12 protein-coding genes are annotated in these 13008 nt (G+C 70.2%); 5 read left to right on the plus strand and 7 right to left on the minus strand.

The features are described from left to right. Nucleotides 1–8: 8 nt before the first annotated feature. Nucleotides 9–494 (minus strand): hypothetical protein, encoded by a 486-nt coding sequence (locus tag GVN67_RS13715; protein WP_159996820.1) that lies wholly within the window; start codon nt 492–494, stop codon nt 9–11. An 88-nt stretch (nt 495–582) separates the two neighbouring features. On the opposite strand from GVN67_RS13715, the gene GVN67_RS13720 reads away from it, so the two are divergent. Both GVN67_RS13720 and GVN67_RS13725 read left to right on the plus strand, forming a co-directional pair. Next, a complete protein-coding gene (locus GVN67_RS13720; RefSeq protein ID WP_159996822.1) occupies nt 583–1212 on the plus strand; it encodes a helix-turn-helix domain-containing protein in 630 nt (209 codons plus the stop codon). A 77-nt stretch (nt 1213–1289) separates the two neighbouring features. Then, complete coding sequence (locus GVN67_RS13725) at nt 1290–2162, plus strand: exonuclease domain-containing protein (protein WP_159996824.1); 873 nt, start codon at nt 1290–1292, stop codon at nt 2160–2162. Here GVN67_RS13725 and GVN67_RS13730 read toward each other — a convergent pair. Then, nucleotides 2159–2872, minus strand: coding sequence for a metallophosphoesterase (locus GVN67_RS13730; RefSeq protein ID WP_159996826.1), 714 nt, complete (start codon nt 2870–2872; stop codon nt 2159–2161). The genes GVN67_RS13725 and GVN67_RS13730 overlap by 4 nt on opposite strands. A 161-nt stretch (nt 2873–3033) precedes the next feature. Between GVN67_RS13730 and GVN67_RS13735 the strand changes: the two genes are divergently transcribed. Continuing rightward, complete coding sequence (locus GVN67_RS13735; protein ID WP_159996828.1) at nt 3034–3276, plus strand: hypothetical protein; 243 nt, start codon at nt 3034–3036, stop codon at nt 3274–3276. On the opposite strand, the gene GVN67_RS13740 is transcribed toward GVN67_RS13735, so the two are convergent. Further along, nucleotides 3246–3980 carry a phosphatase PAP2 family protein gene (locus tag GVN67_RS13740; protein ID WP_159996830.1) on the minus strand — a complete coding sequence of 245 codons (735 nt, stop codon included), beginning with the start codon at nt 3978–3980 and terminating at the stop codon, nt 3246–3248. The genes GVN67_RS13735 and GVN67_RS13740 overlap by 31 nt on opposite strands. 141 nt (nt 3981–4121) lie before the next feature. On the opposite strand from GVN67_RS13740, the gene GVN67_RS13745 reads away from it, so the two are divergent. Beyond that, nucleotides 4122–5003: a lipid kinase gene (locus GVN67_RS13745; protein WP_159996832.1), complete on the plus strand. Its 882-nt coding sequence runs from the start codon at nt 4122–4124 to the stop codon at nt 5001–5003. A 20-nt stretch (nt 5004–5023) separates the two neighbouring features. Here GVN67_RS13745 and GVN67_RS13750 read toward each other — a convergent pair whose 3' ends face one another. Further along, nucleotides 5024–7186 (minus strand): stealth family protein, encoded by a 2163-nt coding sequence (locus GVN67_RS13750; protein ID WP_159996834.1) that lies wholly within the window; start codon nt 7184–7186, stop codon nt 5024–5026. Nucleotides 7187–7447: 261 nt separating this feature from the next. Between GVN67_RS13750 and GVN67_RS13755 the strand changes: the two genes are divergently transcribed. After that, nucleotides 7448–7960 (plus strand): hypothetical protein, encoded by a 513-nt coding sequence (locus GVN67_RS13755; RefSeq protein WP_159996836.1) that lies wholly within the window; start codon nt 7448–7450, stop codon nt 7958–7960. Between the two features lie 135 nt (nt 7961–8095). On the opposite strand, the gene tldD is transcribed toward GVN67_RS13755, so the two are convergent. From tldD to GVN67_RS13770, 3 genes are read right to left on the minus strand one after another with little or no spacing between them, the layout of a single operon-like run. Beyond that, nucleotides 8096–9523, minus strand: coding sequence for a metalloprotease TldD (tldD, locus tag GVN67_RS13760; protein WP_159996838.1), 1428 nt, complete (start codon nt 9521–9523; stop codon nt 8096–8098). Continuing rightward, complete coding sequence (locus GVN67_RS13765; RefSeq protein ID WP_159996840.1) at nt 9520–11799, minus strand: PAS-domain containing protein; 2280 nt, start codon at nt 11797–11799, stop codon at nt 9520–9522. The genes tldD and GVN67_RS13765 overlap by 4 nt, the downstream gene beginning before the upstream one ends. Then, entirely contained in the window at nt 11796–12863 is a 1068-nt protein-coding gene (locus tag GVN67_RS13770; RefSeq protein ID WP_159996842.1) for a COX15/CtaA family protein, read from the minus strand. The genes GVN67_RS13765 and GVN67_RS13770 overlap by 4 nt, the downstream gene beginning before the upstream one ends. Nucleotides 12864–13008 lie beyond the last annotated feature (145 nt).

The following is a 13008-nucleotide window of genomic DNA, read 5'->3' on the forward strand; positions in this document are numbered from 1 at the left end:
GCCGCGCCTTACCCCAGGCGGCGCGGCGCCAGCGGGGCCGCCAGGGCCAATGGCTGGGCCAAGGGTTGGGCCAAGGGCTGGTTCAGGCTGGGGCCGAGCTCCGGCCCCAGATGGCGCAGCAGGCCGAGGCAGGCCTCGCGCTGGCGCCGCGTCTCGGCCTGCGCCAGGTCGCGTTCCGCCTCGGCGGCCTGGCGGGCGGCGCGGGCGGCGGCCAGGTCCTCCGCCCAGCGGCGGCGTTCCTCGGCGATCAGCCGCAGCTCGGCCTCGCGCAGCGCGATCAGCCGGGTGATCTCGGCTTCCTGGCGGGCGTCGCGGGCGGCCTCGGTCGCGCGGCGCTCCTGCCGCCAGCCGCGCCAGGCCTGCCAGGCCTGCAGCAGCAGCCAGGCGCTGACCCCGAGCGCGCCGGTGCCCAGCGCGGCCAGCGGCGTGGCGACCCCGGGCAGCGCCGCGGGCGGATCAATGGAAAAAGAATCCATCGGGCGGGGCTCCGGCATCGGGGGGACTTGCATGGCGTGACGCTATTTGCATAATTGCAAACATACAAGAACGAATACCGAACATCCGCGTGAGGGGAATTCCCGCATGGACGAGCAGCAAAGGGCAGCCAAGGCGCTGCTGGAACGGATGCTGGCGGCGACCGGCCTGACGCCCTCGGAACTGGCGCGGGCAGCGAAGCTGACCCCCTCGACGCTGACGCGCTTTCTCAATTCCCCGGTGCGCCACACCCTGTCGGCGCGCACCCTGGGCAAGCTGTCTTCCTATAGCGGGGTGGCGGTGCCGGCGGCGGTGCTGCCGGCGGTGCCGGCCGGGGCGGTGCCGGTGGTCGGCTATATCGGCGCCGGCGAGCAGGTGCTGCCCTTCGACGATGCCGCCATGGGCGCCGGGCTGGAGCAGGTCGATGCGCCGCCGGGGGCCGAGCCCGGCACCGTCGCCGTGGTGGTGCGCGGCAGCAGCATGTTCCCGGCCTTCTGGGACGGCGACGTCCTCTATTACGCGCGCGATGCCGGCTTCGACCGCGACGGCTGCCTCTACAACGAATGCATCGTGAAGCTGCGCGACGGGCCGATCTACATCAAGCGGGTCACCCCCGGCTCGCAGCCCGGGGTCTACACGCTGCAGAGCTACAACGCGCCGCCGATGCCCGATGCCGCCATCGAATGGGCGGCGCCGGTGCAGTTCCAGGACAAGCGCCGCCGCCGCGCCAAGTCCTGACCCACCAAGTCCTGATTCTTCAAATCCTGATTCTTCAAATCCTGACCGGGCACGGCGCTTCTGCTATTGCCCGCCGCATGAGCCGGGCCCTGGATTGCGACATCGTCGTCTTCGACACCGAGACCACCGGCCTCGGCGCCGAGGACCGGGTGGTCTCGCTCGGCGCCGTACGGCTGGGGCCGGATCTTTCCTTCCGCCAGGCGCTGCACCTGGTGTTCAACCCGCGGCGCGCCAGCCACTGGGCGGCCGAGCGGGTGCATGGCCTGACCACCGAGTTCCTCGCCCGCCAGCCGGCCTTCCTGGAGCATCTGGACGAGGTCCGGATGTTCTTCGCCGATGCGCGGCTGGTGGCGCACAACCTCGACTTCGACCGCCGCATGCTCGACCGCGAATTTCTGTTCTGCGGCGCGCCGCCGCTGGGGATGGAGCGTGGCGGGCGCTGCACCCTGCGCGAATGGCAGCGGCGCGGCACGGGCGGTCGCGGCGGGCTGGATGCCGCCATCGCGACGCTCGGCCTGCGGCGCCAGGGCGCGGTGCATGGCGCCTTCGAGGATGCGCTGCTGGCCACCGCCGTGCTGCGCGCGATCGACGGGCTGTCGCCGGAGCTGCCCTGCGGGCTGCTGCCGCCGTCCAACGCCCGCGGCCTGCCGGTGGCGCCGGTCCGGGCGGTGGCGGCCAGGCCCCGGCCGCCGCGCGCGACGCTGGCCGGCAGCCGCGTGGTGATCACCGGCGAGTTCCGCTCGATGACCCGGGAAGAGGCCGAGGCCGCGCTGCTGGCCGCCGGCGCCCGCCGCCAGATGACGGTGAACGGGCTGACCGATTTCGTGGCGCTGGGCGCCGCGCCGGGACGCGCCAAGCTGCGCAGCATCGCCGCCCTGCAGCAGGCCGGCGCCGGCCCGCTGCTGCTCGACGAGGCCGGCTTCCTGGCGCTGCTGGCCGAGCCCGCCTAGCCGAACAGGAAACCGATCCGGTCGCCCTCGAAGACGCCGCAGCTCAGCGGCCCGCCGGACCAGGCGGCGGTGTCCAGGTTGATGCGGTTGTGGCGGATTTCCGGCTCGGCCCGGGCGGTGTGGCCATGCACCACCACGGCGCCATGCCGCGCCTCGCTGGAGAGGAAGGGCTGGCGGATCCGGATCAGGTCGTCTTCCCGCTGGTCCTCCAGCGCGACCCCAGGCCTGATCCCGGCATGGGTGAAGAAATACCCGCCGGCGCGATGGGTGCGGCGCAGGCCGCGCAGGAAGGCGAGATGGACAGGGGGCAGCGCGGCGGCCCATCCGCCAGGGCCGGCATCGGGGTCGAGGCCGTAGCTTGCCAGCGTCGCCCGGCCGCCGCACCACAGCCAGTCGGCGACATCCCCTGCGCCGCCCGCCAGCGCCGCCAGCAACGCCGCCTCGTGATTGCCGGTGAGGAAGACAGCCTCCATCCCGTCAGGCGCCGGGCGGTCAGCCAGAAAGGAAAGCACGCCGGCGCTGTCCTCGCCCTTGTCGATGTAGTCGCCCAGATGCAGCAGCGTCGACCGCGCCACCGGGCGATCCCGGACATCCTCGGCGATGCGGGCATGCAGGGCGGCAAGCCGCGCGGCGCAGCCATGGATGTCGCCGATGGCATAGAGCCGTTCGCCGGGCGGCAGGGCCGCGGGAGCAGGGTCGAGGCGCAGCATGGCCTCAGCCTAGGACGGCGGGCGCCCGCCTGGCGACCCGCCATTTCCTGCATGCCTTAAGCTTGACCATGCGAATGCGGCATGGCGGGGCTGCCGGTTTTGCTTCCCCGTCGCAACGGAAGCCGTGGCACACCGCCGCTCCCATCCGTGGAGGCGAAACGATGCTCTTTGCCCCGACCCTGCACCGCCCGCCGCCCAGCCTGGGCCGCCGCCTGCTGCTGGCGGCGCACCAGGCCTGCGACGAGCGCGACCTGCGCCTGGCCGCCCATCTGCTCGACCTGTTGGAGCTGGAGCTCAACACCCGCCCCGGCGCCGACCGTCATAGCCTGCGCGAGGCCATGATATCGATGCATGAGGCGCTGTGGTCCATGCGTCAGCCGGCGGGCGTGCTGCTCCCCGCCTGACCCGCCGCCACCCCGCGCCAGGCCAGCCAGCCGCGCAGCGCCAGCCAGCAGCCCATCGCCCAGGCCGCGCCCAGGCACCAGCCGGCCAGCACGTCGGTCGGCCAATGCACGCCCAGATAGACCCGGCTGCCGCCGACCAGCAGCGTCAGCAGGATCGCCGCCCCCAGCAGATAGGCCTTCAGCCGCCGCCCCTCGGCGACGCCGGCCAGCAAGGTGCCCAGCGTCAGGTAGCAGGCCGCCGAGAGCATGGCGTGGCCAGAGGGGAAGCTGGCCGTGTGCACCTCCGCCAGATGCGCCACCAGCTCCGGCCGCGGCCGGTCGAAGCCCTGCTTCAGCAGCCCGTTCAGCGTCATGGCGCCGACGAAGGAGAACAGCAGGAGCCCGGCCGACATCCCCTTCCGCGCCAGCAGCAGGTAGCCGAAGGACAGCACCCCGATCAGCAGCAGCACCGCATGGCTGCCGAGCGAGGTGAAGTCGCGCATCATGATCTCGAGCCAGAAGGGCCCGATCGGGTCCGAGGTGTCGGCCGGGTTGCGCAGCGCCAGCAGGATGCCCTCGTCGAAGGCGCGGGTGTCGCCCTCGAAGGTCTCGTCCACCAGGGCGGCGAAGCCCAGCAGCGAGCCGGCGCAGGCCAGCAGCGCCGCCAGCATGACGAATTGCGCCCAGCCGAAGCCCTGCGCCTGCCGCGTGATCCAGCCGCGCATGTCTGCCCCCTCCTGGTGTCCGCGACGGTAAAGCCGGCGCCGCGTCATCGTTTCTTCCCCAGCCGAGGCGCCGGCGCATCCTTCGCAGCGCCGCCGCGTTCTGCCACGGTCACGCCCCACCTGTCCCGGAAGCCCCGCCGCATGGCCGAGCATGCCTTGCTGATCGTCAACCGCCAGGCGCGCAACGGTGGCGCCGCCATCGACGCGGCGCTGGACGTGCTGCGCCAGGCCGGCTGGCAGCTGACCGAGCATGGCGGCGAACCCGGCCAGACCGCCGCCGACGCCATCCGCGCCCGCGCGGGCGAGGGGTTCACCGCGGTGATCCTGGGCGGCGGCGACGGCACGTTGAACGCCGCGGCGCCGGCCCTGATGGAGACCAGGCTGCCCTTCGGCATCCTGCCGCTGGGCACCGCCAACGACCTGGCGCGCAGCCTGGAGATCCCGCCCGACCCGGTGGCCGCCGCCCGCATCATCGCCGGCGGCGTGACCCGGCCGATCGACCTGGGCGAGGTCAATGGCCACCCCTTCTTCAATGTCGCCAGCATCGGCTTCAGCGCGCAGCTGGCCGCCGACCTTGGCCGCGAGGAGAAGAAGCGCTGGGGCAAGCTGGGCTATGCGCTGGCCGCCTTCCGCCTGCTGCGCCGGGTGCGCCCCTTCACCGCCTGGCTGGCGCATGACGGCACGGTGGAGCGCATCCGCACCATCCAGGTCTCGGTCGGCAATGGCCGCCACTATGGCGGCGGCATGACGGTGCAGAGCGACGCCCGCCCCGATGACGGCAAGCTCGACCTCTACAGCCTGGAGCTCGACCACTGGTGGCGGCTGCTGGCGCTGCTGCCGGCGCTGCGCCGCGGCACCCATGGCCAGTGGAAGGACGTGCGCGCCTTCCCGACCACCGCCTGCGAGGTGCGCACCCGGCGGAAGATGCCGGTGAACACCGATGGCGAGATCAACACCCATACCCCGGCCCGCTTCCGGCTGCTGCCGAAGGCGGTCGAGGTCTTTGTCGGGACGGGGTTCTGAGGCGTCGGCGGCCGCCTGGCTCAGCTTTCAAAGCTCGACTTGATGGGAAAGTATTTGTTCAGGAACGAATCGACCAGCGCATCGGCGCTGGACTGATTTTCGGGCAGGACGCCTGAATCGTTCAGGCAGATGAACCGGTATTTCCGGGAGGCCAGGACCTCCTTGAGGGTTTTCTCCAGGCTCCTCGACCACAGGGGGATGTAGCGATGGCTGCCGCCGCCATCGATGGCCATCCCCTTGAAGTAGGCATAGTGGCAATAGAAGAAGGAGATTGGCGATATCTCGTTCTTTGAGCGGAAGCGGTTTGACGAGGTGCGCTGGAATTCTGTCGGGTAGCGCGCTTCCATTTCCTCCATCAGCGACCGGCGAACCGCATAGGGAATGTGGCGCATGGTGTTGGTCGGCGAGACGCCGAAATCCCGCCTGAACAGAGCGACCACATTCTTGCCGGCATGCAGGTACTCTGCGTCATCCTCCTGGATGAATTCGGGAACGACGTAGAGCGGCTCGGGCCTGATCCGGGCAATGCCATTGGCCTCGAAAAAATCGGCGGGCGTGCACAGATTGCCCAGCATCATATCGTCGTTGAAATACAGGAAGTGCTCGGCAAGACCCTCGATGCGATGCAGCTGCGCCTCGATCGCATGCGAATTGAAGGTAGGCAGGGCGCCCTGGTCGCGGAAGATCTCGGCATGGTCGACAATCCTGATCCTGGGATTGTTCCTGTTGATCCACGAGGGCGTCTGCCCCGAGGTCACGATGTAGATGTTGCGGACGAAAGGGGCGTACATCTCGATGGACCGCAGCGAGAAGCGCAACTCGTCGCGGTTCCTGAAGCGCCCCTGCGTGTCCGCCACGCCGGCGGTCACCATGCCGGCCACTGCCTCGTGCCGCTGCTTCTGGTTCCGCCATTCGTCATCCTGATCGTCGACCCAGGTATAGACCACGTCGATCGGGAAGTTATGGGTAAGCGGGTCGGCATGCGTGGTATTGACCTGGTCGACGCTGGGATAGGCCACCAGATCGTTGAAGGCGGGAACCCGGGCCGCGCGCGCCGAGGGCCTGTTGCAGGCCACCACCTGCCGGTTGAAGCGGTTGAGCTGGTGCCAAACCGCGACCTCGATGCCGGCGATGTAGGCCGCATTGCCCTCGATCACCGAGATGACGCCGATATCGAAGGAATCGGTGTGTTCGTGCTTCTCGATCTTCTCGCGCGGCAGCAGATTTCCGCGCAGGTCGAGAAAGACGATGTCGCTTCGCTCCGCGGCGATGCTGAAGATCAGCGCCTTGACCGAGGGCAGCAGCTCAGAGCGGAAGTTAATGCGGGGATGCCGGGCGATGCTGCCACCCTCGATCGCCTGAATGCCCAGGCCTCGGCAGGCTTCCAGCAATACATTCATCAATCCCGTGGCAGGGCCGGGGTCGGCAATGCGGATCAGCGCCGGGTTCTTGGCCGGCAGCGCAAATTTGCGGGCTGTCAGAATGCTGATCTCGAACCGCTCCTGGCGTGGTGCGCTGCCGGGCGGCAGGATCGAGAGCAGGAAGCGCGATGGCTTGCTGCGCTTCCTCAAGGTTTCCAGCGAGATGTTCTTGAGGTCGGAATTCCTGACGATGAAGTCGATTTCGCCCTTCGCCTCGTTGAGGATGCCGATGAAGGCCGCCACTTCGACGGGATCGAACTGCAGCGAGGCCTTCCCCTCCGCATCGGTGCGAAAGACCGGATTGAGACCGCGCCGCCAGCACATCCGCCGCAGGCTGGCGATCACCTCGCCGCGGACCTGGACGCTGCCGGCGCGATCCGCCGCGTCATGCCCGGTGATCGACCCGTAATCGATCGCGATGGTGGCCTCGGCGACCTCGGTATTTCCGCTGCCCTCCATCGACAGGAAGAAGGAAGAGGCAGCCTGTCTTTCCCGAAGCTGCTCGATGCTGATCGCCTTCTTGCGCCGGTTGCGCAGGCGAACCTCGGGCCAAGCCGCCAGAACGCTGCCGATGGCATCGATCGATTCTGATAACTTGCCTGAATCTATAAAAATGGATCGATGGCTATCGCTGTCCATGGTGACCGCATGGGCCACATCGCGCAGCCCCATCTCGTGAGTGATCTCGGTCAGGAGATGATCCACGCTATGGCTTTGGAGACGCATGGCTTCCCCACCGCTATCGAGGCGCAAGATTTCCATGGATACCGCCGAGGTTGAGGTCTGTCGCAAAGATGTCCACCCATCCCAAAAAGAGAGAGATTGACGCCGTAACGACACGATTCTGTAATAATTTTGCGCGTCGCGGTCAAGCTGGTTAACGATCTGGCGAGAAATGATCTCGCGACGATCCAGGCGGCGGATGCAAACTGAGGCCGACGCTCGCCGTCAGTTTGCCAAGCAACCGACTCAAAGATTACCGCGTTGTCATCTTTGCCGAGCACGCAAAGAGGGAGAGAACGCATGAGCCTGCCCATCGCCACCGAGCGCCGCCTGCTGACCAGCCAGGAATTCGAGGTGGTGGCGCGCAGCCATTACCCCGCCCTCTGCGGCCTGGAACGACCGGCGCTGGTCGAGCTGGCGCGGCTGCTGCGCGACTATCGCGGCAAGGCGCGCGACGTGGCGCGGGAACGGCGCCGGGCGCTGCGCGGCAAGGCCGACCCGCGGGGCATCCATCCCGAGGTGGCGCCGGAAGGGCTCACCGTGAAGAAGCAGGTCTTCGCCTCGGCGCTGAAGCGGGTGAACAAGCGGCTGGTGCGCGAGGACGCGGCGCCGGAGCCCGAGACCAAAGGCGAGAATGCCCGCCGCGCGCTGGCGATGAAGCGCGCCGCCCGAGTGCACCGCCACCCGGCCAGCCGTCGCACTGCGCGCCACGGCATGCAGCCGCTGGAAAGCCAGGCGGTGGGGGACCATCGACCCGCGGCGCATCGGCAGCGTGTCGCAGCAAGGGCGGGATTTTCAGGGGAAGAAGGATAGTTAAGTAAGAGTTCTTTTTTATAAAAAAAGAACCAAAAAATTTCTATTCATTGGCGTCCCGCCTCTGGCCCGAGGCGGGACGCTAAATTAAACAAAGTCTTTTTGCTTCTTTTTCTTCAGAAAAAGAAGATTACTTTAAACCGCTGTCCCACCAATGGTCAGCCCGGTCATCTTCAACGTCGGCTGCCCGACGCCCACCGGCACGCCCTGGCCCTGCTTGCCGCAGGTGCCGATCCCCGGATCCAGCGCCAGGTCGTTGCCGATCATGCTGACCTTGGTCAGCGCCTCCGGCCCGTTGCCGATCAGCATCGCGCCGCGCACCGGGGCCACGACCTTGCCGTTCTCCACCAGATAGGCCTCGGACATGCTGAAGACGAACTTGCCGCTGGTGATGTCCACCTGGCCGCCGGCGAAGTTCACCCCCCAGATGCCGCGCTTCACGCTGGCCAGGATCTCGCCCGGGTCGCGGTCGCCGCCCAGCATCACCGTGTTGGTCATGCGCGGCATCGGCGTGTGGGCATGGCTCTGGCGGCGGCCATTGCCGGTCGGCGCCACCTTCATCAGCCGGGCGTTCTGCCGGTCCTGCAGGAAGCCCACCAGGATGCCGTCCTCGATCAGCACGGTGCGGCCCGAGGGGGTGCCCTCGTCGTCGACGGTGATCGAGCCGCGGCGGTCGGGCAGGGTGCCGTCATCGACCACGGTGACGCCGGGGGCGGCGATGCGGGTGCCCAGCAGCCCGGCGAAGGCCGAGGTCTGCTTGCGGTTGAAATCGCCCTCCAGCCCATGGCCGATCGCCTCGTGCAGGAGGATGCCAGGCCAGCCCGGGCCCAGCACCACCTCCATCTCGCCGGCGGGCGCCGGGATGCTGTCGAGGTTCAGCACCGCCTGGCGCAGCGCCTCGTCGACGGCGGCCTTCCACTGCCCGGGCGCCACGATCCGGTCGTAGCCGAAGCGGCCGCCCATGCCGTGGGTGCCGCTCTCGCGCCGGCCATGCGCCTCGACCACCACGCTGACATTCAACCGCACCAGCGGCCGCAGGTCGGCGGTGCCGCTGCCATCGGCGCGCAGGATGCGCACCGCCTGCCAGTTGCCGACCAGGCTGGCCATCACCTGGGTGACGCGCGGGTCACGCGCCCGGGCATAGGCGTCGATCTCGGCCAGCAGCGCGGTCTTGGCCGGGAATTCCATCGCCGCCAGCGGATTGGCGTCGTCATAGAGCCGGGCATTGGTGGCGCGCGGCGCCGCGGCCAACTCGCCGGAATGGCCGCTGGCCACGGTGCGGACAGTGGCGGCGGCGCGCGCCAGGGCGGCTTCTGAAATCTCGCCGCCATGGGCGTAGCCCGATGCCTCGCCGGCCACCGCCCGCAGCCCGAAGCCGCGGGTGGCGTCGAAGCTGGCGCTGCGGATGCGGCCGTCATCCAGGCTGACCGCCTCGGATTCCACATATTCGAGGAACAGCTCGCCATCCTCGGCGCCGGACAGGGCGGTCTGCAATTGCCGCTCGGCCGCGGCGCGGTCCAGCGCCTGGAAGAACAGCCGGTCCGTGGTCTCGATCGCGCTCATGCCGTCTGCTCCTGTCTGCGGGCGGGGGACAGCCGCAGCCGCGCCACCGTGCCTTCGCCGCGGATGCTGTCCAGCACCAGCGTCGCATCCATCGATTGCGCCAGGGCGCGCGCCAGGTAAAGCCCCAGCCCGGAGCCGCCATAGCGCCGCGCATGGCTGGTTTCCAGCTGCACGAAGGGCTCGAAGGCCCGCTCCACCTGGCCGGCATCGATGCCGATGCCGGTATCCCTCACCTGGATCTCCACCCCCCCCTCCGGCAAGGCCTCGGCCTGCAGCGTGACGCTGCCGCCGGCCGGGGTGAACTTCACCGCGTTGGAGACCAGGTTGATCAGCACCTGGCGCAGCCGCCGCTCCTCCGCCTGGGCGCGCGGCAGGTCGGGCGGGATCGGCGCCAGGGTCAGCGTCACCGAGGCCACCTCGGCCTGCTGGCGCATCAGGCGGATGGCGCCCTCCAGCACGCTGGGCAGGAACAGCGGCCGGGTCTCCACCGGCACGGCGCCGGTGCCGGTCTGGGCGACGGTCAGCAGCTCGTCGATCAGCGACAGCAGGTGGCGCCCGGCCTCCAGGATGGCGGTGGCGAATTCCACCACATGCGGCGGCCCGGCCTCGCCCGCCAGCGCCTCGGAAAAGCCGATCACGGCGTTCAGCGGCGTGCGCAGCTCGTGGCTCATGGTGGCCAGGAAGCGGCCCTTGGCCATGTCCGCCTCCTCGGCGGCGGCCCGCGCCCGCTCCAGCTCGACCCGGCCGCGCCGCTCCTCGGTGACATCGGCATAGATGCGGACATAGCCGCCGTCGGGGGTCGGGTCGGTGCTGACCTCGATCACCGTGCCGTCGAAGCGGGTGCGGCTGAAGCGGTCCAGCCGCGGCACGGCGCCGACGGCGCGGGTGCGGTAGATCTGGTCGGCCTCCGGCCCGCGGCCGAATTCGCCACGCGCATATTGCAGGTCGCGCAGCCGGTCCAGATGGGTGCCCGGCGCCAGCTCGTCGCGGGTCAGCCCGGTCATCCGCTCGGCCAGCGCGTTGGAGGCGACGACGCGGTGCCGCCGGTCGAACAGGATGACGCCGAGCCGCAGCGAATCCAGCATCGCCTGCAGCAGGTCGGCCCGCTGCTGCGCCGCCTGCTCGGCCTGCTGCAGGGCGGTGACGTCGCTCATCACCGAGATATGGCCGCCATCCGGCAGCGCCGCGGTGCGCCCCGACAGCACGATGCCGTCGCGCCGCACCCGCTTGTGCGGGCCGGAGCCGTAGTCGAACTGCCGGCGATAGAGGATGTCCGCCGTGTCCGCCGCGTTCGGCACGAAGGCGCGGTCCAGCCCGCGGCGGATGATGTCGCGCAGCAGCTCGCCGGGCTCGGCCTCGGATTCCGGCATCAGCCGGCGATAGGCGGCGTTCACCATGGCCAGCCGCTGGTCGGCGCCATAGACGCAGACGCCATGCGGCAGCGCGGCCAGCACCCCGTCCAGCAGGGCGGCGCGGCGCATCGCCTCGTTCTCGGCGGCGCGCAGCGTCGTCACATCCTCCAGCGCCACCAGGAAGCCGCCGCCGGCGACCGGCAGGCTGGTCGAGCGGATCGAGCAGCCATCCGCCCGCTGCCGCAGCGATTCCTGCCGCACCGAGCGGTCGAGCGAGATGCGCGCCCCGAACAGCTCCTGCCCGGCCTCGTCCACCTGCTGGTGGTGCAGGATGGCCTCGACGATGGCGCGGAACGGCAGGCCGGGCCGCAGCGTCCCCGGCGGCAGCGCCAGGATCTGCTCATAGGCCTCGTTGAACAGCAGCAGTTCATGCGCCGCGTCGAACAGGCCGACGCCGACCGGCAGCAGCCGCAGCGCCTCGCGGGCCTGGCGCAGCCGTTCCTCGGCCTCGGCCGCCTCGGCATGCTGGTCGGTGGTCTCCACCGCATGGCTGACCCAGCCGCCGCCGGGCAGCGGGGTCGAGGTGATGTCGAGCCAGCGCCCCTCCGTCGTCCGCACGCTGCGCCGGATCAGCCGGCTGCGGTCCATGGCCAGCACCAGCGCGGTCAGCGCCTCCGGGTCGCCGGGGCCGTAGAAGCCGCGGAAGGCCAGCAGCCGGATCACCTCGGCCAGCGGGCGGCCCTGCAGCGGCAGGGTGGGCGGCAGGCCGAGGACCGCCAGCATCGCCGGGTTGATCAGCCGCAGCTGGCCGGCGGCGTCGATCACCAGCACCGGGCTGGGCAGCGCCTGCAGCGTGTCGAGCCACAGGACGGCCGGGTCCTCGGCCTCGGCGCCGGGGGCGAGGGGGGGCGGCGCCTGGCTCATGGCCGCGGCGGCCGCAGCGCGTGCAGCGCGGCCAGCACGGCGCTGAGCACGCCGACGGCGACCGCCTGGTGCAGCGTGCCCAGCCAGACCGGCACCACCAGCAGCAGGGTGGCGACGCCCAGCGCATATTGCAGCGCGACGGTCCCGCCCAGCGCCAGCAGCGCGCCGCGGGCGAAGCCGGGCGCCAGCGCGCGCCAGCCCCAGGCGGCGGCGGCCAGGGCGGCGAGGCCGGTCAGCGTCGCCAGCAGCCGGTGGTTGAACTGCACCGCGGCGATATTGGCGGTGAAGTTGTGCAGGAAGGGCGACAGCTCGGCATAGCCGGGCGGCACCCATTCGCCGTCCATCAGCGGGAAGGTGTTGTAGGTCAGCCCCGCCTTCAGCCCGGCGACGAAGCCGCCGGCCAGCAGGGTCAGCACCACCAGGGCCGCGGTCAGATGCGCCAGCCGCCGCAGCCCCGCCGGCTGCCGCGGGCCCGAGCGCGCCGGGCGCAGCAGCGACAGCGCCGTCCACAGCACGACGCCGTAGAGCAGCAGCGCCAGCCCCAGATGCGCCACCAGCCGGTAGGGCGAGACCGCCGTGCGGTCGGCGTCGAAGCCGGAGGCCACCATGAACCAGCCGACGCCGCCCTGCGCGCCGCCCAGCAGCAGCAGCAGCACCAGCCGCGGCCCCAGCCCCTGCGGGATCCGGCCGCGCAGCCAGAACCAGGCCAGCGGCAGGGCGAAGGCCAGGCCCAGCATCCGCCCCCACAGCCGGTGCGACCATTCCAGCCAGAAGATCTGCTTGAAGCCCTCGATGCCGAAGCCGGCATTGACCAGCTGGTATTGCGGGATGGTGCGGTACAGGTCGTAGAGCCGCTGCCACTCGGCCTGCGACAGCGGCGGCAGCGCCCCCGACAGCGGCGCCCATTCCATGATCGACAGGCCCGAGCCGGTCAGCCGCGTGGCGCCGCCGAGGGCCACCATCACCCAGATCAGCCCGGCCATGATCAGCAGCCAGGTGCCGAGGGCGCGGCGGTTGGCCAGGTCGCGGCCGGAAGGGGCGGGGGTCGAGGAATCGAAGGGCATGTCGCTGTCACATTAGCACGGGTGTCGTGACAGGTGGCATGCCGCGCCCCGCCGGCAAAGGGGCAAGCGCGCCCGCCCGCCCGGGCGTTTTGCCCCATCGGGCCTGCCCCGCCGGCGGCGCCTTGCTGCCCAGACCGCGCCGCTC

Source organism: Roseomonas sp. 18066, from assembly GCF_902706185.1.
In the GTDB taxonomy this organism is placed as follows: Bacteria; Pseudomonadota; Alphaproteobacteria; order Acetobacterales; family Acetobacteraceae; genus Pseudoroseomonas.